Raw genomic sequence first — 18,589 nt, 5'->3', positions numbered from 1 at the left:
AATATTTAAAACATTAAAAGCATGATCCAAAACAGACCTTCATTTCTTGTCACAGAGCTTGTCACAAACACTAAATTTATGACAATCACCACACACTTCTATTTAAACAATTACAAGCGAAAAGATGGCAGGTGCCAAATTTTCTATGACGTTTCTATTAATGGAGAACGTGATCGGATCCCAACCGGTCTTTACATCAGCCCAGATAAGTGGGACAACACCGTCCGACGTGTTAAAAAGAAGTTTGACACCGAGGATATAAATCTATCCTTAGATAATATGGAGTCAAAAACTACAGAAATCAGAACCCATTACAGACTATCAAGATCCGCATACTTAGATATTAAAACTTTCAGGAATGAATTTTTCAACAAAACACCAAAGTATGATTTCATCTCATTTGCAAAACATCATCTGGAGACATCTCCCATCAAAGAAACAACAAAACGCATGGCGAGAAGCGTTATTGCAAAGCTTGAAGAATATAAAAATCCTATTCCCTTCAGTAATCTATCGTTAGGTTTTTTTGAGGATTATAAAGGTTATTTATATACCAAGGGAAACAAATCAACTACTATTGCCGGAAACATTAAAACAATCAAAAAATTTATTAATCTGGCCAAAAAGCATAATCTTTTTATAAATTTTGATGTTAATGATCTGAAAGTAGGATCAATGAAAGGATCCAAAACTAATTTAACAATCCGTGAAGTAGAAATTCTTAAGCAATACTATTTCAGTGAAAATACACATCCTGATCATATTTTGACTTTAGGCTATTTTCTTTTCGCATGTTACACAAGCTTAAGAATCTCAGAAATACAAAGACTAAAAAGAATAGATTTTCGCGGTGATGCGGTAACCTTTCATTCGGAAAAGACAGATAAGCCTCACACCATAGTGCTTAACAACACAGCAAAGTTAATCATAGAAAGGCATCCTTCATTATTTGTCACAAAAATCACTCCGGAGTATATTAACAGAACGCTGAAAAATATAATGAAGCTGCCAACAATCAATATTAAAAAAAATGTTTCGATGCACACCGGACGCCACACATTTGCCACCAATTTCCTCAGAAAAGGTGGCAACGTGCGAGATCTACAACAGATCTTGAACCACTCCAGCATATTGACAACAATGATATACGTGCATATTATAGAAAAAGAATCCAACATGGCATCATTCATCATGGATTAGATAGTCTCGGTGACAATATCAACGATGTACGAATTGTCACCGGTTTTTTCTTTATTAAGAGTAGCGAACAAATGAATATTATTATTGCAGAAGATATGATCTTTGATACTCATCAAACTAAATTCTTCAGCGTTGACTTCTTTGCTCCATTCAAATTTAATTCCTCTGATCCGCTGACGAAGCCAGCGCAACCAATTTTTATCAAACAGTTCCGGAAAGACTAAACCTGGAACATCTTTGGAATCATTAACCCCAGCAATCAACCCGTCGTAGTAGACAAGTCCTACAACATCAGACGATTCAGCGACATCAATAGCACATAGAGGAAGATTTTCTTTTGGCTTAGCAAGTGGGAGCGGATATCCATTGATTTCAATAACATTCGTATCTTCCTTTTCCTGTCCATTCAGTTTTTTTCCATCCACATCATAATACATTGAATTTATCTTATATGGCGCATCAAAATCCGGAAATTTTAATTTAAAAGATCTCTTCGATAAAAATGTTTTTTTTGGATTTTTCACAGCAAACTTAGAAAAATCTACAACATTTGAAGGTTCGTTTTTGCCAAGCCTATTCATATATATCTTAGTACCGATTGGTGTAAAGTCGTAATTGAGCCAGTTTTTTATAATGTTTACGAATTCACCAAACGTCATGTCCGGAACTGCTTTAGTCAAATCTACTTCGTTCGGATTGTTAACCGCCTTGGTGTCTTCAGTGCCGGCATTAGAATCTAATAATACATCTGAGGTTAACTGAAAACCTATTACATTATAATCGCTCGCATCCGGATTCAAAGGAATAAACTCCACAAAGAAGCTTACTGAATTTGTAGTTTGATTAAGCGGAATCGTCAGATCTAGCGGGAAAGATTTATCTTGAAAGCCCTGTTCATAATAAACGTCATGTTCCCAAAACACACTACCGTTACTAATCACTCTACAGGTAATTCTTCCATAAAAAGATTTAATTCTAAATGATCCCTGAACTTTATAATTACCAGGTTTAAGATTATCCACGGTTCGACTGTACTTTCTCTTTCGCATTTTATAAAAATATCCGTTGAGCAAAAGTGTTGTAGCTTCATCAGAATAAAAATCCATCTGAGTAGCCTCCGCATATAATTTTGTCTGAGCCTTCATTGTGAAATACTCTGTACCTGAGAAAACCCAACGCTTCTGCAGATCCGGATCCGCTAAAATATCTCCGACTAAATCGAATCCTGCATCTTTAAATCCTAATTTTAAAAGATAAATGGGATGTGGACAAGGATGAATGATATTTACATTGAAAATATTCCCACCACCGTCAATATAATTATTTGGAACCTTCAGTACACCATTTTCGATTTTGGTGTTGTTATAATAACCCTCAAAAGCGTCCCAAACATCAGAATCCCTATCATACCGATCAGTGTATATTTTTGGAAAATTATAATTAACCTGAGGCCATGTTTTAGCCATAATCTCTGCTGCATGAAGATGGATATCATTCACAGTAAATTTTGGCAGTGGTAACTCACTTAATTTTTTATCAAAATTTGGAATTTCTTCAAGACCGTAATCGATCTGAGCTGTGATCACATTATCTTCAACGTTTTCGATATTTAAAACCGCTTTATGTGTTTTATTCTCGTGAAACAGATATCCGTCGATCTTTGACTTTACATCTTTTATTTCATCGCTAAGGTAATCGCCAAAGGTGTGAAAGAACACATCATCCACGTGGATATCAAACGGGAAGAAAAATTTAGTGAAAGTCTGATCACTTAGCATCGAGTTTTCTTCCTGCGTGCTGAATTCAACGTTTGAAAGATCAATAACCCCTTCTGCTGCATAAAATTTAATTTCCATAATCTTCCAATAAAAATTCTAAATCAAACTGAATTAACTCCGCTGCACTATCTTCGTCAACTATTTTATCTGACGTACAAAAACCCCTGTATTTTTCGCCATTCACTTCCAGAAAACAAAGCCGGCTCTTAATAATTTCATCAATAACCGGAACACATGCTTTTGCTAAAAATCCCGTATTAATGGTCCTACTTATAACCTTTGTAACATCAAACTTTTCACGAGCAGAATTCAAAAGATTCTGATCATAAATATGTGTGTATGCCGGGTTATTTTTAAAATGACCACAGAAGCTGAACGAGTCCGGAACCAGGTTTTGATTCTCAAATTGGATATTTATGATATTCGGTCCGTTTAAATTCAAAGTAAGATAGGTCAGCTGCAGCTGATCTGTAATCTGAAATATCTTTTTCTTTGGAAAGATGATTTTGTTTTCGTCATCTTCAATCTTTACCCTTGTTACAATACCATCTTCAAATACATTAGGAGTTCCTATTGCAATTTTAGAAGTATCTACCAGCCCCTGAATATAACTAAAGATATATTTTGAACCTTCAAATCGTTGTTTAAAGAGACTGTTAGTAAGCATTGGAAAGCCCTTTGGTTTTTTTCCTGGATATAGTTTAATTAAACCGACATTATCCGTATTTAAAACATTATAATCAGCATCCAATTCCTCCACAACCATAGTAACTTCAGCAGGAGCAAACCAAAACTTGTTATCAAAATTTGGTTTTTTTAGTTCGGACAGTACACTCTTCTTCAGGCGAAGAAAGTACTGGTGAATTTTATACCCTATATCAAAACTTCCGCGCTCATGAAAATATGGAATTGTGATAGGAACTACAATCGTTGAATTTTCATCTTCATTTAAAAAAAATGCCGTAACGGTTGATCTTACAAATCGAGCGGCAGCATTTTTCTTAATAAAATTTATTCTTTTATTGTCAAGACAGAAATTGTACTGTTCAAAACCGGTAAGGTAAATATAACTGATAACAGTAAGAGTTACCGGCACCAAAATTTCTTTATTGTCATACTTCACAATGACATTAGCGGAATAATTACCAACAGGAATCATCATTGAATTTAATGTTGACGCAACAATATCGACGGTTCCAGAACCGCCCGCTGCCGAGAAGTTCAACCAATTAGGACCTTCGATTGTAAAAACTTTGTTGTATGGATTAATTATTGATATCGCCTGACTTTTTACCTCATTTAAGGACTGCATCAAAGAAAAACTGAAATCGGCAGGAAAAACCACCATGTCGCCATTCAGTACTATCAATTGAATCAGAAATGATTTAACATTAACATCAGGACTACCAACATTTTTTTTAAAAATACTGCAGCTTATCTCATAAATTCCTTCAAGTGGCAAATTTGAATTGCCGGACAAAGGTGTATTTTCTTCTAAAACAAACGAATTGTTATTAATTGGATCCACAGCCTTCAGAATGGCAAGATTATTAAAAAAACGTAATGGAAGATTATCATTGTTACCTGTAATGTTTACAACAGTATCTCCCGATAGCTGATTTGTCTGTCTATTGTAAATTAATTTATAAACCGGCTTATCAGTATTGATAGGATTCGCGTTCCCTATAACATTGAATGAGAACCATGCAAATGCAGAATCAGTCATATGCTCTCCGGCATTGTTAACGCCATACAATTCAAAATTCATTGATACGTCATAGATACCTGGTGCCAACTGATCAACATCGAAAAAATTAGCAAATACATCCCGATTTATATTTCCGGAAGGACCTGTCAGCTCTGTAACTACATTACCCGCAATCATCGTTTGCACAAAAGAAACATTCGTATTGGCGATGCTAACAAATATTTTAATCTTGTAATTTGCATAAGCGTTCATTCGACCATTCAAAGTGATCTTGACGTCCGGAGGAATTACTCCGCTGCCATACTGATAATCTACATTGCTCGTAACGGTTTCAGCTAAAAATAAATAAGGAGTTCCCCCCGGGTTTTGATTTGGAAGTGGCATAATTTAATGTTTGCTTTTATTTCTTAATTCTTTATACATATTTTGAGTTTCATCAAGGTCTTTTCCGTTTCTGGCATTTTTTACAAAACGTCCAGTCACTCCCTTATCACGAAGGTCCCGCATTACAGCGTTACTTTCTTCGAGTACACCAATCATCCTAATCATCAAATCATCATTACCTGAAGATTGATTTCCTCCAGGATAAAGACCATTTTCAAAGCCTTCAATTCTTTGAATTTCGTTCATATACATGCGATTTACTTTAGGATCAATCCTTTTTAACGTTTTTCCGGAAACCACGAGTTCCGGCATAGATGCACCACCTTCGCCGACCAACATAGTTGGTTCATTATATACACCTGTCTTAGATCTTCGTTTTCTCGCATTGAAAAGTTTATTGTCCTGCTGACGAAGCACAGGATAAAATCCTTCTTCCGCACCCGGAGCAGATGGCAATGGAGTACCCATAATGGTGCTTAATTGAACTGCACCCATTGCGGCAGCCACAACAGTCATTGCTAAACCAACCGGAAAGAACGGAGCAGTTTGAGCTGCATTAATGACTGACATTGCTACTCCGGCAATTGCCTGAGCTATTTGGATATCTCGTTGTCTTTTGGCTGCCTGATACTCAATCTGAGCTTTTTTATTATCTAATTCCGCATCGATTAAAAGTGATTGCTTTTTGTATTCTTCCTGAGAAATCACTCCGGAATCCAATTGGTTTTTCAATCGCTTCTTTTTGCGCTCGGAAGAAACTTCCATCTGAGTGAGCATGCGTTTCTCATTATTCTGAACGAAATTGGCATATGCACCAAACATACTTTGTGCAACCTGTATAGCTGCGCCAATCTTCTGAATTTTCTCAGAAAGATTATCAGTGTTGGTAAACATCGCTTTCCACTGATCAGGCGAAAGTCCAAATAGATCAGTGGTGCCAGTTCCAAAAGAAGAAAGCTTGCCGCCCAGCTTTTGCTCTTCACCTTTTTTGAGTTTTGTAACTTCAAGGAGTAAGGCTGCTATCTTATCCCTATATGCTTGAATAGTTTCAATCTGGTCATCGGTGATAAATGCCGGAGTCACCTCCATCATCATATCAAACATTGCGATCTGATCCTGCAGGAAATTCAATTGCTCTTCTAAAGCTTTTTGCTGATAATATTTCTCAATTTTAGCCTTCCCTTCTTCCCAGGTCGTGATCATAGCCAAAGAACTATCGGAATAACCCTTGCTAGCTAAAAATGCTTTTTGCTGTTCTACAGACTGAGCTGCAGCTAATGTTTGATTTTGCTCCCGAGTAATAAGATTTACTCTTTTCTGAAGAGCCTCCTCCTGCTGTTTATAATCCAACATGAGATATTTATCATCAAGAGCAAGAAGTTTTATATTGGTTTTTTCCTTCTCCTGCTCCTTTATCTCATCAACAATTGCATTTTCTCTTATCCATTGGTTCTTTATCTCAATGAACTGTTTTTGCAAGGCTCCTTTTTCTCTGGCTATAATCTTGTCGATATCATCAAAATCACCATCGCTAAACTTCATTTTGTCAAGATCGGCCTGCTTCTTACCTTCCTCAGCAATTATCATTGCACGTTCCTTCTCATAACCTTCCTTCTGGTTTTCAGAAATAGCAATTTGCTTTTGCGCTTCCAGATCTACCTCTTTCTGATCATAATCTTCCTTATGCGAAAGAATTCGTTTTCGCATTTTCTCATATTCACTTTCTTCCGCTGATTTCTTTTCTTTCTTAGGTTTTTTCTCTTTGTCAGGTAATGCTTTGTAGTTTGATTTAAAGTCTGGTTTTTCTTCAGCTTCGACTCCCAGTAATGCATACAACTCCATTTCAACTTCTTTTCGCTTAGCACCCTTAACACTTTGCAATGCTGTCTGCAGATAGAAAATTCGCTGCTTATCCGCCTCATTATATTGACGAAGTAATTTATTATTTGAATTGATCTGATTTAATAACTCAGCACCTTTGTTGTGTTCTTCAAAGCTTCCGAACATCCTTACAGCTGAATCACCGCGCTCCTTGCTATAGTTGTACTTTTCACGGTATTGATTTCTTTCCCGTTGTTCCTTCTCCCTTGCTGCAGCTCCTTTGGCATACTCCAACTCCATTTTTGCATTGTCATCGTACAAACTTTGTTTTGCAGCTGCTCTAGCTCTAATTCGAGCCGACAAATCGATCTGACTAGCTAACTCCTGATATACTCGCGCAAGTTCCTTTGTGGCAATGTATTCTTTATTAACGGTGCCCATAAACTCCGGATGCATTTTAATCAAAGCCTCATAAGCCTTTTTACGAAGATCCTGACTTACATTTTCATCACGCAGAACAGCGGTGAGATTTGCGACACTGTTTTTATACTCTTCAACAGCTGTCTTACCTTTCTGAATACCCTCCCGTTGTGCAATTTCGTAACGAATTGATTCTTCAAATCTTTTCTTTTCAGCTTCACGCAATTCATCAGTACTTTTTCTAAAGAGCATATAAGCAGTAACCACGGCAGTCACCACCGCCAGAACAGCACCCCATGGATTTGCCGCCGTTACCAAATTCAATCTTTGCTGAGCAGCAGTCTGGAGGTTTGTACTCCCTGTCAATCGCGCCAACGCCAACGTACCATAGCCAATGGTGGCATTCCAAATATTCTGAGCAAATGCCCCAGTCTTATTTAAGAGCTCACTTACTTTCTGAACTGCTGTATAAGCTAACAACCTTTCACGAATGCTGATCATTGTAAGTTCGGAAAGCTTCAATGCCGTATTGTAACTGAAAATTGACACTACCACTATGGTTAGAATTTTCACAAGGAATAATAGTGAATCACGAAACCTGGTTACACCTCCTTCAGTATCTTCAACAACGCCAAGCATCTTACCTATTGTGGATATCGTCCAGTTTAAAGACTTAGCAACTGTATCGCTGGTGAACATTGCCACAAACTTTTTACGAACTTTATCGTAAATACCTGCAGCATTATTATTGACCTGATCAAACTCCAACTGCAATGATGTTGCATCGGATAAAGCCTGATTTGATAATTCAATTGATTTACGGAAACGATCAGTATTTTCAGAAGCAGATCCAATGATGGAGATTACTTCATTATCGTTAAGCTTCAACCCGTCCAGAATAGAAGACAAGACAGTTGCATCCAAACCTTTTGCTCCCTCACTGAACTTCAAGAAGAACTGTAAAGGATCTTGATTAATTAATTTTTCAACTTCTTTTTGTGAAATACCCATTACCTGAGCAAAGGCAGCCGTCTCCTTAGCAGCTACCCTAACGAACTTAGAATATCCTGAAGAAGCCCTCTCAGCGTCAACACCACTTTCTTCAAAAGCAGCACCTAAGGCCATAGTTTCAGCCACCGACGGTTTAAGCCTCTCAGGTAGTTGCCCCACTCTTAAAGTAAAGTCAGCTATATTTTGTTCGGATGCAGCACCATCTGCTCCCAACTCATTCATGGCAGAACCAATCATATTAATAGCCTCGGCATAGTTGAGCTCCTTAGTCCCATCAAATAATCCTTTGATCATACCAATCTTCTCAGCAACCTTTTCTACACCACCCTCAAACGAATCGCCTAACGCTACATACGCCTGATCTACCACCTGTGTAAAATCTTTAATTTCTTCCTTAGGCACGCCCAGACGCCCACCTACAGTAGAGATCTTCAGTAGATCTATCTTACTTGTACGTGTATCAAAGTCTGAGTAAGCAGCAGCCAGATCATTTACTTCCTGCTTGGTCATGCCAGTTGTTTTGGCAACTGCTGTCTGAGCATCTGCCATCTTATTGTTCATGTCGATAGTCTGCTGAATGCTGATTGCAACACCAGCTAAAGAAGCAGCCACAGCCACAGCAATACCAGAATACTGATTAAACCTGTCCGATAAGTTCCTGATAGACCAAGAGGAATCATCCGCACCATTACGCAGTTGTCTGAGTCTATCCTGCATTGCCTGATACTCAGCACGAGCCGCATCAAGCCCCGCCCCGTCTGCCATATGATTCATAGCAAACCGCAGATCATTAGCTCTCCTTGTTAACTGCTCCATCGTAAGATTCATGATGTTCATCGATCTGATTTCATCATCAATCTTTTCCCTGTTTGCATCGAACGCAGCAGTAAGCATCCTTATCTCACGCTCATTCTGTTTGTATTCTTCAGAATCTTTTTTTCTGTGCTTCCGGAGTTCCTTCTGCTTTTCGTTGAGATCTTTAAGACGAAGCGAAAGAACGTTGTTTGCCTTCTCGAGATCAAGCACTCGCTTCTGTGCTTCATCACCATTGACAACAATCTTTAGCTTGAGGATCTCATCCGATATTACTTTGGCCATCGTTTTTTTTTGCAATGTTACCTCAAGGCACTGGCAACAGTTGTTACAGCAAAAAATGAGAGAGGAATCGCAACCGCCCTTTAAGCGGTGCGACATGTCTATTGGTGGGCTTTTCAACCATATTTCCACGCGCCGTCGTCGTCAGCAACTGCTTTTAAGATTCTCGGCGGCGTCGGGGAGAGTATCAAACACCCAAACCCTAAAATTTAGATTTTAGGGTTTGAGCGTTGATAATCAGTGTTTTGACTTTTTTTTGTTTGAAAAAAATTTGTAATTATTTATGTTTTTAGATAAAAAATGTTCTTGTTTAGAATTGATAAAAATTGATAAAAATTTTCTTAAAATGCTGGTTTTTAATTACCTGTTTTTTGGTAACTATTGCAAAAAGTCGTATATTTATATAGTTGAAACATACACATTATGAACACATTAGACAAAAAGGCGAACGATGCGAAGACAGTACCATCTGCCACAGAAAAAAAAGCAACTAACGGAGAAGTTGTAAAAATTGAGAAACCCGAAAAAAGCACAAACGCAGGGTTGCAGGAAGCAAAACAGAAACTTTCAACCATTGTCGGACCGAGCACAGCAACGCAAAGAATTAAAAACTTTGACATGATGGGAAAACTCATAGAAAAGTATGAGTTTTTAAAAGCTAAACAAGATGATTTATCATCGTTTATGGTGTCCAGGGACGGACTGAAAGAAAGAGTTTTAATTTATGGCGAAAATCAGACAGTGTTTGAAATCAATAACACGCAGATCATTGAAGAAATTTTAAATATCTGTCATGACAAATTGGAAAAACTTGTAAACGACAGCGAGGAAACTCTCTTAAACTTCAATATCTAAAAAAAAATGCGCTCCTGCTGTGACGAGCGGGAGCACTTTTTAATAATCACAACTTTAACATTATGACTACAACTGACAGCAAAAATACAAATTTATCCGAAAGAGTGAAAGATTTACTTTTCATCAAAGGATATGACAAGGTTTTTAACTGGGATGATTTTAATTATTACATCCGCATGACAGCAAAGGCAATACACCGAGCCGAAGCCATTGCAAACCTTTTTATAGAAGAATCTAACGAAATTTCAGATTATGCCGAGTATGAATTTTAAAAAGCTTAAAATCTGCTATCTGTGGCAAGGCAAAAAGCAAGTGCCAAAATTAAATATTTCGGGCGAGTGGCTGAAAAATGCAGGTTTTGAAATCGGGCAGAATGTACAAATTGAGATTAAAAATAACATCCTAATTATCAGCAATGACAATAAAAGTTTATAACGGAACGACTGCAGAACCGCAGGAAAACGAAACAGTTTTTTTTATTCAGAGCAGAGGAAACCGAGCAGGGCGACCAATAAGACAGCCAATGCCCAACTGTTGGGAGGTAAGAACGTATAGAAACGTAGATTTTGAAATTTTAAGTATAGTATATGAAAGCAAAATCTTGAGCGTTTTTTTACGTGGTTCTGTTATTCCATTTTTAAGTCTTGAGGAATACAAAAAGATAGTTTCACCCATTTTAAAAAAAGCTATTCACGAAAACAGAATTATAAATGAACATTACCTGCAGATAAGGAAAATTGAAGAAAACATTCTGCATCAGGACAAAATTAAAAATCTTCTGAAAGAATTAAAAGTTTCATTATCTCACAAAGTTTATCAAAAATTAGAAATACAAATATTATGAAAACACCAATAAGCGAACGATATCCGCCAGAACTTGCGGAAAAACTAGAGGAAATAAAAGCAGAAATTCTGGAACGGATGGAACAACCGGATTTTGATTTTATGGAGGTTGAAGAAGTTTTTCAAGAATGGGGAGTAGAACCCGATTACATTTTTGAAGTATTGAACGAAATAACTTAAAAGCAAAAAACGCCCGTTAAAAGGCGTTTTTCTGTGCGTAATCTTTAACCGTTTACAAACGTTTACAAAAAATTTCGGCTTCGCCGAAATGGATGTTTTATCCCTAACAGTTCCTTACCGGGAAAAACATTAAAATTTGAAAGTATCTTTTACTAAAATATAAGCTTCGCTTAGCTCATATCCTACGATCAACAAATTTAAAAGAGGATCTCTTGTATCTTCAGGCATATCTGCCAAGATTCTTTTTGATTCCATATCATCCACTCCGGACAGCTTTCTTACTTCATATAAAAAATCTAAAGTTTTTCCATTCATTCTGATCTGATCTGCTACATCAAAGCCATATGTATATTCAGAACAAGCACGAACAATCCTATCCTGAAAATTATTCATTTTTAATATACTTTCAAGAAGAATTTTATTAACTCTATCCAGTACAGCAACTGCTTCAGAACTTCCTACACAAGCGATATTAAGTCTGATTTTAAATCTTAAAATTCTCTTAGATTCTATTTCCCGAATCTTTTTAGAAATTCTTTTCTTATTGCTCATAAATAATTCTTAGTCTTGCAAATTCCAATTAAAAACATAGTTTCTTTGCCACTCTCTGTACCGGTCGCCACGATACATCTCTCTGGAAATTATACTTTCAACTTCGCAAGCTGCTTCTTCGAGACTTAAGCCTTTCCGCATAGCAGTTGAAAACATTTCATAATAAATTGCATCACCAACATATTGGATTGGTCTTCTTTGAAATTGCATCCTCCAAAATTCCAGACCAACGATAATAACAGAAAATTTTTCTTTATCGGGTAATTTATCGACTACCACCATCAAAGATTGATATGCATCCTGATTTTGCTTAACCTGGTTCAAACAGGCTTTTTGGTTATCGCTTAAAAATTTTGAAGCTAAAGCTAGTATACCAAATTTTCGAACATTCATATAATCTATTTAAATATTCTTCTTAACAACTCCTTATCCTTAAACACTTCAAGATTATTGACAGCCGGAGTATTTTCCGCAAATAACATCAGTTTTTGCGTTAAAATTTTTTGGAATTCTAAAGTAACATTATCCTTGTCCAGCTCACCTGTTAATAGTACAAACATTTCAGTAATAAATTCTTTCACTTTTTTTTGCAGATCAATATATTCTTCATGATGATTAAGAAGTAATTCACTTATTTTGTCATTCTCCAATTTCCGTTTATTGAATTTCTCGTTTAAAAAATTTAGAACATTTATTTGAAGTTTTCTGAACGCATTCAAATAATCTTCTTCAGTTTCAAATTTATCTTCGTGCGCAAATTTTTCAAGCTTTTTCCTCCAACTATTATCCGATGCATCAAATAATTCAGTAAGTGTATTATAAATTACAAGATGCATAAATTTATTTCTGATGAACGCTATCAGTTCCAAAGCAATATGTTCCTCCTTATTAATAGTTTCTATGTCGTATAGCAGATCTATTTTACTGCCGAAAGGTATTCCACGTGAGTTATTGAAGCTTTTTGATTTTACAGCGTTCTCTACTGATAAATTGACAGTTATTAACTTATTCACAGAAGCTTCAACCCATAAAGAAATCTCTAAAATTTCATTACGAAGTTCCATATTTAATTTTTCCATCTAATTATTTTTATAAGTCTAAAAGTGATACGAATTTACAAAATATCCTATCCCAAAACTTCTGGATCCGAAAAATCTTTCTGTTTACCCTTGTAAAGCTTTAACCAAGGACGACGACAGATCAAATATTTCAAAGCATCGCACATATTCGTAGAATACATTGGAAGCTTTTCTTTTGGCAGTTTTTCGGAGGATTTATCTTTAAAAATCTTCGTGATGTTTTTAGCATTTTTCTTAACAATCTGCTTCGCCACGTTCATCGATGAAATTAGCTGGCGACATTGATATTTATCTATAAGAAGTTCTGGCAATTCACGATAATTCCTATTCATGATCGCCTTCATAAATTTAAATTCTAGATCCTGTTCGATATTTCCCTGACCTCGCGACATCAAATTGACAGTCCATCCGGTTTTAGTTCCGTCCGGCCATTCTTCCAAAAACTTTCTCATTTCATTAGCCCAGTCACGTCCAACTTCCTCGTATGCGTTGGCTGATCTGTCAAAATACAAATCAATCACTTTATGTTTATGGTGAGCGAAAAACTTCAAAAATTTTTCACAAACTTTTTCAGTCTTCTGGCTGACAGAAAAAATATTTTTCAAAATCCTGATCTGATTTCCCTGAGTCTGCCCGACTACCATCGAAATCATATTTCCGAAATCAGCACCGATCTCAAGAGTTTTATTTGGAATACAATATTTCAGATCTGTTGAGAACGTTTCCGCATCATCTCCTGTTTTGTACCGGTAGTAATTTTCACGAATGATTCCGTCTTCATAAATATGCGAATTGTCAAATGCTACATAAAATCTCTGACCGGCTTCAACCTGCGGAGCCTGCGATAATACTGCAGTATTAAATTCAATCTCTCCAAGTGCTGCCAATGCAGTCTTAAAGAAATCTAAACGGAGAACATTTACATTGACAAAAGATGAAGCTTTATAAAAGAATGTAGAACCTTTTCTCAGGCGTTGTTTCAGAACAGATAATTTTTTCATCTTATTCTGAAGTGTAGACAACAGTTTTTTATTCCGCTTCCTTCCTGCCTTTATTGCACTGGCTAAAGTTTTATTAAGTTCAAGAGAAATCTGCAGCAAATATTTAATCTGCTGTTGCTTCATTTCTTTCTGCTTATCCAGAATCCAATCGTATTCACCCGGCATAATAATGTTAGGGTGGTCAGTCGTGAATGTTACACCTAAATAATACGGAGATTTCCCGAATATAGTAGGATCTCCACGGAGCGCCGGAAACAATCTGTCAATTCTTGTTTTCTCGAGATATTTCGTTTCATCACCTGCCAAATGCTGGTAAGAGTTACCCGCTCCGGAACTGGGAGTATCCATCGAAATATAATTGAAGAAATTTCCGGTAAAAGTAGATATCGTGTGTTTGTACTCGAAAGGCTGCTTATATGGCTTATCAAAATGATCAGGCGGAGCTTCGTCCACCACGTAATGTATTCCTTCAATCCAACCTTTACGATTCCATCCTTCGATGATAGCAGGAACAACATTTTTAAGCAAGTTTGTGTAAGTATTTCCAACTAAAGCAATATAGCTATGAGGCATCTCATAACAAATATTCATCAGCCTTTCAGATAAATAATCGGTCGTTTTACCGGTACCCCTGCCAAGAATCAGAAATAAGTTCTGAGGCTCCATAAGGTCGGTAATCATTTTTAACCAGGTTGAGTACCGAACTTCTACATCATCATACGCAGAAAGTGAATCAATTCGTACTGTCTGCCTGTTCATCATCAAAGATTTTAATTGGTATCAACATCGCCTCCTGCTTAATTCTGTCGATTGCAGCAGGTGATAATTCTTTCGTATTATCATCAATCCACATTTCTATATCCTTCAGGTCTTCGTTTCCGATCTCGAACTGATCCATATCGGTTGTGTAAACCTTGATTGGTTTGTCAAATAATGATCTTGGCAGTTCCGGAGGATCTTCCTGATCTAACTGACGAAACTTATAAGCTTTGTCTGCAATTCTGGAAGCTTTCTCAAAATCAGAAGCAGTTTCCGCAACAGCTCTGGCCATTTCGTAATCCTGATCAATTTTATTTGCGTAAAAGTTTCTCCAGGCTTTTTTGGAGATTTTAGTGTCAGCATTAAAATATTCGAATGCCTCATTATATAAGTCAAGTGCCTTGATTCTTGTTTTTACTTCCGGTTCAAAATCTACCAGATGCTTTATTATGGCATCGCGGGAGCCGTAAATATCTACACGATTCATCATCCTGTAGATTTTCTCAAGTAAATTGACATATTCCATCAACTCTGTGGGAGCTGTTGTTGTCATTCCGGACTCAATCCATTTGTAAAGATCATTGAGGTTATAGTCAGTCAATTTCTTCGCCATACATAATCCTTTTTCTTAGGCTTTCCAATCGTTGTAAAGACCGTATTTTCATTAATTGCTGATGAGCGGTAATGTTACCCACTTTTGCATTTTCAGCGAGTTTAATGCCTGATTCTGCGTCTACAAGTAAGATTCCACGGTCATAATGATATCTGACAAATGACTCTGGATTATTAAACTCTTTTCGTAGTTCCATTTTGGGCACATCGAGATACATCGCTATTTTGTCGATATCATAACCAGCACCGGAAAGATTCTCTATTTCTTCCAGCTGTTCTTGAGCTAATCTGACGTGAATTGCCTTCATCATATCTCAAACATTTGTTTCCGGAAGTTGTACACTTCTTCGTGATTGGTAATTATGTATTGCTCAAGCTGAGCGTTTTCGCTCCAATTTCCGGAGCCTTCAAGAATCAAATGAGAATCACCGGCTTTGATCAGACAGACTTTGCTATGATTCCAGTAATACTTTACATTAAAATTCGCATTGTGCTTAATTACAGCTTCTAACACGTCAATGGTTACAGGATTTCTTTTAATCATAGAATCTGAAATCAACAAAGTAACCTTTCCGATTCTTCCGTTCTGCTGAAGGTGCTGCAGTGATTCAATTACTCTGCGGCTTATTGAATATGTACTCGCAAAAAGCTCATCAATGAATAGCCTTTTACTTATCCAGGGAATAAAAGTAAAAGCGTTGAACGCTTTTTCCGTCTGAAGAAAAAAAACTTCACCAACTGCCGGCATCCTTACCAGCTCATCAACATTTGCAATTCTGTCTAAATGATGGTTTAAGTAAACAGGTAAAGAACCTGAGCCGAATTCCTTCGATGCAGGTTCTGATTCCTTCAGCTGTTGAAGATCAAAAAACTTATTTGTTTTTCTCACTATGCTTTTTTGTCCAAAATCTTTTTAGCCAAATCTCTCACTTTGGTTTTTTCAGCAAGATCAGCCTGCAGTTCTTCCACTTTCTGAGGATCTTTATTTGCTTCCAATGCTGTTGAAGCTTTGGAAACATACGTCTTGTAATTTGTATGTTTTTTAGCGAGTGCTGCAGGCGTTAAAGCCTCCAGTTCTCTCTCCAGCATCAGGTCAGCAAAAATTGGATGCTTGCCTAAAATTTCACCAGTATCTTGATAATGCTGTAGTTCAGCATGGATTTCGTGATTTAATTCAAAATCTTCAAGAACCTGACATGCGACAGCAAAGATTTCTTCATCCGTAAGAACCGGTTCTGCCAGTGCTGCTACTTTATCAAACAATTCTTTGTGCCCGGCTTTGTAGTTTTCAAATGCTGTGATAGCATCTGCAGTAAGAATTTTGAATTCGTTCGGACAATCTTTGGATCTTAAAAAATCGTATTTCCCGTAAAGTTTGATTCCTGCTTTTACTTCGTCCGGAAGACCGGTAATGATTTTCATTACTTTTCTATCCTTATTTTTTTCTACAAAATCATTAATAAATTCTGAAGGAGTAAGAGCGTTTTGTATTTGCTGAACGATTACTGCTTCAGGTTCATCATCTACAAAGTTTCTGAGATCAGCTGCTTTCAAACCAAGCGTATTCATTAAATCGTATTTCAGATTCTTGAGATTTTCAGGAGAATATCCGCGATTGTTGTAGGATCTCACAAGATTACTTCCGGAGGCGGCATTCATTAAATGCGATAAGCCCAAATTATACTGTTCCTGAGGTTTGAGATTCTCATTTTTGAGAAATCTTAGTACTTCTTTGCTCATAATTATTTTTTGAGCAAATTTTGGCAATTGCAGGCAGTTGCTTTGTTACACTAAAAAAACCTGCTTCAAAAAGCAGGTTTTAATTTAATGAAAATTTATAGGTTTTTTAAGTTCGGCCCATGCATCAAATTCAGTAATTCCATAGTACTTACCTCCAACATTTAAACATCGTTCACCAGTATGAAATCTTTGTGTTTCACGACCGATGATCATTCTATTATTTAAATGTTTCAAATCTGGAATTATCTTTAATACTAGCCAAATATCACCATGATTACTTGGTAAGCATTCCATTGCCTTCCAAACTTTTTTCTTTTTACGTTTTGAAATATATTTCATGATTCAAAATTAATTTATTTCAGTTTCTTCAAACAATTCTAAATCTATGTGATGTGTAGCGTATACGTCATCATCAACGAGAACAAGAATCTGAATGTTTGCAATTTTATCATTTTGCTGAATTTCCCATAGGCTTCCGGCTTCTACTAATATTCCTTCTGAGGAAGTGATATCTTCGATGTTTCTATAATATTTATCCATCTTTAAATTTTTTGAGGAGTTGAGGATCCTTATTAAGAATCCGTAGAATTTTTCTAATAGACAGGTGGAACTCGTGACGAAGGCTTTTTTCGTCTGCAGATAGATCACCGGAACAAAGGTTTGCATCTTCAAAAACATGGAAGATCATATCTTCCAAACCTTCCGGAGAATTACTGATTAATAATTCCTGAAGTGTTTGAATTACTTCTTTCTCTGAATCACCCGTGTGTGCATTGTTTTTTCTCATAGTTCAAGTCATTTAATCGTGAATAGTAAGAACGCACAAGTTTGATATATGCCAAAGTGAAATTTCGCTGTATTGCGTAAAATTCACATCCATCGGGCAAAATGACCGATAGTCTAACATCTCCCATCTTGAGAGTTTTGCAACGAAAAGACCTGAGTTTGTTTTTGCGGAAGAATTCGCAAGGTGTATCTAGTTTTGAAGATTTCTGATTGAAACCTTTCACAGCCTGAGCGCCGGCAAAGCGGAAAATATCCAACACTGGAGTATCTTCTAAATTGATTGTACTTAGCATGACAAATATTTAAAAGTTAATAATCCAAAAAAAATTAATGCTCCCAAAAAGGGGCTGCTAAGTTATCATAAGAATGATACAGACCTTTCGGTCTCCCCGATTTGAGAGCAATTTATTTAGAATAAATTTCTATCTATTAAAAAAAAGTAGGATTGTGTCCTATGATAACTTAGCATTGCAAATATACACGTTTTTTGGTAAGCACAAAAAAAACCTACAATTATTTTGCAGGTTTTTAATTCTCTCAGATTTTTTTTTAAAATTTGGATTCAACTTCTTTCATTTTTTCGGTAAAAGCTTTTATACCGGCAATGATCTCATTATACTTTGATTCGCTTACCAAAACCTTTCCCTTGGAATAGTTTCTCATATTGGAAGCATCCATATTGATGGATCGCGCCAAATCTGAAAGATTAATAAAATAAATCTCTTCGAAAACTGCTTTAAGTTTTTCTTTGTAATCCATACACAA

21 protein-coding genes are annotated in these 18,589 nt (G+C 36.5%); 6 read left to right on the top strand and 15 right to left on the bottom strand.

Annotation, left to right across the window (positions count from 1 at the left end):
* Nucleotides 1–21 precede the first annotated feature (21 nt).
* Entirely contained in the window at nt 22–1,200 is a 1,179-nt protein-coding gene (locus IC610_RS01825) for a tyrosine-type recombinase/integrase (RefSeq protein ID WP_317173336.1), read from the top strand.
* Here IC610_RS01825 and IC610_RS01820 read toward each other — a convergent pair.
* Genes IC610_RS01820 through IC610_RS01810 form a run of 3 tightly spaced genes read right to left on the bottom strand, consistent with a single transcriptional unit; the run spans nt 1,197 to nt 9,420 of the window.
* Complete coding sequence (locus tag IC610_RS01820) at nt 1,197–3,056, bottom strand: hypothetical protein (RefSeq protein ID WP_191734967.1); 1,860 nt, start codon at nt 3,054–3,056, stop codon at nt 1,197–1,199. The two genes, IC610_RS01825 and IC610_RS01820, sit on opposite strands and share 4 nt — an antisense overlap.
* Nucleotides 3,046–5,070 (bottom strand): hypothetical protein, encoded by a 2,025-nt coding sequence (locus IC610_RS01815; protein ID WP_191734966.1) that lies wholly within the window; start codon nt 5,068–5,070, stop codon nt 3,046–3,048. The genes IC610_RS01820 and IC610_RS01815 overlap by 11 nt, the downstream gene beginning before the upstream one ends.
* A 3-nt stretch (nt 5,071–5,073) precedes the next feature.
* On the bottom strand, nt 5,074–9,420 hold the full coding sequence (locus IC610_RS01810; RefSeq protein ID WP_191734965.1) for a phage tail tape measure protein: 4,347 nt from the start codon (nt 9,418–9,420) through the stop codon (nt 5,074–5,076).
* Nucleotides 9,421–9,840: 420 nt separating this feature from the next.
* Here IC610_RS01810 and IC610_RS01805 point away from each other — a divergent pair, with 420 nt between their 5' ends.
* The 5 genes from IC610_RS01805 (at nt 9,841) to IC610_RS01785 (ending at nt 11,295) form a co-directional block, all read left to right on the top strand.
* A complete protein-coding gene (locus IC610_RS01805) occupies nt 9,841–10,272 on the top strand; it encodes a hypothetical protein (RefSeq protein WP_191734964.1) in 432 nt (143 codons plus the stop codon).
* 62 nt (nt 10,273–10,334) lie between these two features.
* On the top strand, nt 10,335–10,544 hold the full coding sequence (locus IC610_RS01800; protein ID WP_191734963.1) for a hypothetical protein: 210 nt from the start codon (nt 10,335–10,337) through the stop codon (nt 10,542–10,544).
* Nucleotides 10,525–10,707: a SymE family type I addiction module toxin gene (locus tag IC610_RS20215; RefSeq protein ID WP_394368288.1), complete on the top strand. Its 183-nt coding sequence runs from the start codon at nt 10,525–10,527 to the stop codon at nt 10,705–10,707. Before IC610_RS01800 ends, IC610_RS20215 begins: the two co-directional genes overlap by 20 nt.
* Nucleotides 10,688–11,116 carry a DUF6943 family protein gene (locus IC610_RS01790; RefSeq protein WP_191734961.1) on the top strand — a complete coding sequence of 143 codons (429 nt, stop codon included), beginning with the start codon at nt 10,688–10,690 and terminating at the stop codon, nt 11,114–11,116. Before IC610_RS20215 ends, IC610_RS01790 begins: the two co-directional genes overlap by 20 nt.
* The gene (locus tag IC610_RS01785) at nt 11,113–11,295 is read left to right on the top strand and encodes a hypothetical protein (RefSeq protein ID WP_191734960.1); all 183 of its coding nucleotides are present in this window, start codon (nt 11,113–11,115) and stop codon (nt 11,293–11,295) included. The genes IC610_RS01790 and IC610_RS01785 overlap by 4 nt, the downstream gene beginning before the upstream one ends.
* 129 nt (nt 11,296–11,424) lie before the next feature.
* Here IC610_RS01785 and IC610_RS01780 read toward each other — a convergent pair whose 3' ends face one another.
* The 12 genes from IC610_RS01780 to IC610_RS01725 all read right to left on the bottom strand — a co-directional run bounded on the left by IC610_RS01780 (nt 11,425) and on the right by IC610_RS01725 (nt 18,583).
* Nucleotides 11,425–11,847, bottom strand: coding sequence for a hypothetical protein (locus tag IC610_RS01780; RefSeq protein WP_191734959.1), 423 nt, complete (start codon nt 11,845–11,847; stop codon nt 11,425–11,427).
* Between the two features lie 9 nt (nt 11,848–11,856).
* Entirely contained in the window at nt 11,857–12,240 is a 384-nt protein-coding gene (locus IC610_RS01775; protein WP_191734958.1) for a hypothetical protein, read from the bottom strand.
* A gap of 5 nt (nt 12,241–12,245) precedes the next feature.
* The gene (locus tag IC610_RS01770; protein ID WP_191734957.1) at nt 12,246–12,926 is read right to left on the bottom strand and encodes a hypothetical protein; all 681 of its coding nucleotides are present in this window, start codon (nt 12,924–12,926) and stop codon (nt 12,246–12,248) included.
* A 47-nt stretch (nt 12,927–12,973) separates the two neighbouring features.
* On the bottom strand, nt 12,974–14,686 hold the full coding sequence (locus IC610_RS01765) for a hypothetical protein (RefSeq protein WP_191734956.1): 1,713 nt from the start codon (nt 14,684–14,686) through the stop codon (nt 12,974–12,976).
* Complete coding sequence (locus IC610_RS01760) at nt 14,661–15,299, bottom strand: hypothetical protein (protein ID WP_191734955.1); 639 nt, start codon at nt 15,297–15,299, stop codon at nt 14,661–14,663. The genes IC610_RS01765 and IC610_RS01760 overlap by 26 nt, the downstream gene beginning before the upstream one ends.
* The gene (locus tag IC610_RS01755) at nt 15,280–15,609 is read right to left on the bottom strand and encodes a hypothetical protein (protein WP_228462842.1); all 330 of its coding nucleotides are present in this window, start codon (nt 15,607–15,609) and stop codon (nt 15,280–15,282) included. Before IC610_RS01755 ends, IC610_RS01760 begins: the two co-directional genes overlap by 20 nt.
* The gene (locus IC610_RS01750) at nt 15,606–16,187 is read right to left on the bottom strand and encodes a hypothetical protein (protein ID WP_317173335.1); all 582 of its coding nucleotides are present in this window, start codon (nt 16,185–16,187) and stop codon (nt 15,606–15,608) included. The genes IC610_RS01755 and IC610_RS01750 overlap by 4 nt, the downstream gene beginning before the upstream one ends.
* Complete coding sequence (locus IC610_RS01745) at nt 16,187–17,038, bottom strand: hypothetical protein (protein ID WP_191734954.1); 852 nt, start codon at nt 17,036–17,038, stop codon at nt 16,187–16,189. The genes IC610_RS01750 and IC610_RS01745 overlap by 1 nt, the downstream gene beginning before the upstream one ends.
* 84 nt (nt 17,039–17,122) lie before the next feature.
* The gene (locus IC610_RS01740) at nt 17,123–17,377 is read right to left on the bottom strand and encodes a hypothetical protein (protein ID WP_191734953.1); all 255 of its coding nucleotides are present in this window, start codon (nt 17,375–17,377) and stop codon (nt 17,123–17,125) included.
* A gap of 9 nt (nt 17,378–17,386) precedes the next feature.
* Nucleotides 17,387–17,578: a hypothetical protein gene (locus IC610_RS01735; protein WP_191734952.1), complete on the bottom strand. Its 192-nt coding sequence runs from the start codon at nt 17,576–17,578 to the stop codon at nt 17,387–17,389.
* Nucleotides 17,571–17,825 carry a hypothetical protein gene (locus IC610_RS01730; RefSeq protein WP_191734951.1) on the bottom strand — a complete coding sequence of 85 codons (255 nt, stop codon included), beginning with the start codon at nt 17,823–17,825 and terminating at the stop codon, nt 17,571–17,573. The genes IC610_RS01735 and IC610_RS01730 overlap by 8 nt, the downstream gene beginning before the upstream one ends.
* 548 nt (nt 17,826–18,373) lie before the next feature.
* Entirely contained in the window at nt 18,374–18,583 is a 210-nt protein-coding gene (locus tag IC610_RS01725) for a hypothetical protein (RefSeq protein WP_191734950.1), read from the bottom strand.
* Between the last annotated feature and the right edge of the window lie 6 nt (nt 18,584–18,589).

The sequence above is a fragment of the Chryseobacterium caseinilyticum genome (genome assembly GCF_014837145.1).
In the GTDB taxonomy this organism is placed as follows: domain Bacteria; phylum Bacteroidota; class Bacteroidia; order Flavobacteriales; family Weeksellaceae; genus Chryseobacterium; species Chryseobacterium caseinilyticum.
This window is presented reverse-complemented; position numbering and strand designations above follow the sequence as displayed.

Bases quoted from the DNA above. Each gene is read 5' to 3' on its own strand.
- IC610_RS01745 (WP_191734954.1), bottom strand. From the start codon at position 17,038: ATGAGCAAAGAAGTACTAAGATTTCTCAAAAATGAGAATCTCAAACCT.
- IC610_RS01805 (WP_191734964.1), top strand. From the start codon at position 9,841: ATGAACACATTAGACAAAAAGGCGAACGATGCGAAGACAGTACCATCT.
- IC610_RS01765 (WP_191734956.1), bottom strand. From the start codon at position 14,686: ATGAACAGGCAGACAGTACGAATTGATTCACTTTCTGCGTATGATGAT.
- IC610_RS01775 (WP_191734958.1), bottom strand. From the start codon at position 12,240: ATGAATGTTCGAAAATTTGGTATACTAGCTTTAGCTTCAAAATTTTTA.
- IC610_RS01820 (WP_191734967.1), bottom strand. From the start codon at position 3,056: ATGGAAATTAAATTTTATGCAGCAGAAGGGGTTATTGATCTTTCAAAC.
- IC610_RS01780 (WP_191734959.1), bottom strand. From the start codon at position 11,847: ATGAGCAATAAGAAAAGAATTTCTAAAAAGATTCGGGAAATAGAATCT.
- IC610_RS01825 (WP_317173336.1), top strand. From the start codon at position 22: ATGATCCAAAACAGACCTTCATTTCTTGTCACAGAGCTTGTCACAAAC.
- IC610_RS01730 (WP_191734951.1), bottom strand. From the start codon at position 17,825: ATGAGAAAAAACAATGCACACACGGGTGATTCAGAGAAAGAAGTAATT.
- IC610_RS01735 (WP_191734952.1), bottom strand. From the start codon at position 17,578: ATGGATAAATATTATAGAAACATCGAAGATATCACTTCCTCAGAAGGA.
- IC610_RS01725 (WP_191734950.1), bottom strand. From the start codon at position 18,583: ATGGATTACAAAGAAAAACTTAAAGCAGTTTTCGAAGAGATTTATTTT.
- IC610_RS20215 (WP_394368288.1), top strand. From the start codon at position 10,525: ATGCCGAGTATGAATTTTAAAAAGCTTAAAATCTGCTATCTGTGGCAA.
- IC610_RS01800 (WP_191734963.1), top strand. From the start codon at position 10,335: ATGACTACAACTGACAGCAAAAATACAAATTTATCCGAAAGAGTGAAA.
- IC610_RS01810 (WP_191734965.1), bottom strand. From the start codon at position 9,420: ATGGCCAAAGTAATATCGGATGAGATCCTCAAGCTAAAGATTGTTGTC.
- IC610_RS01760 (WP_191734955.1), bottom strand. From the start codon at position 15,299: ATGGCGAAGAAATTGACTGACTATAACCTCAATGATCTTTACAAATGG.
- IC610_RS01815 (WP_191734966.1), bottom strand. From the start codon at position 5,070: ATGCCACTTCCAAATCAAAACCCGGGGGGAACTCCTTATTTATTTTTA.
- IC610_RS01740 (WP_191734953.1), bottom strand. From the start codon at position 17,377: ATGAAATATATTTCAAAACGTAAAAAGAAAAAAGTTTGGAAGGCAATG.
- IC610_RS01785 (WP_191734960.1), top strand. From the start codon at position 11,113: ATGAAAACACCAATAAGCGAACGATATCCGCCAGAACTTGCGGAAAAA.
- IC610_RS01790 (WP_191734961.1), top strand. From the start codon at position 10,688: ATGACAATAAAAGTTTATAACGGAACGACTGCAGAACCGCAGGAAAAC.
- IC610_RS01755 (WP_228462842.1), bottom strand. From the start codon at position 15,609: ATGATGAAGGCAATTCACGTCAGATTAGCTCAAGAACAGCTGGAAGAA.
- IC610_RS01770 (WP_191734957.1), bottom strand. From the start codon at position 12,926: ATGGAAAAATTAAATATGGAACTTCGTAATGAAATTTTAGAGATTTCT.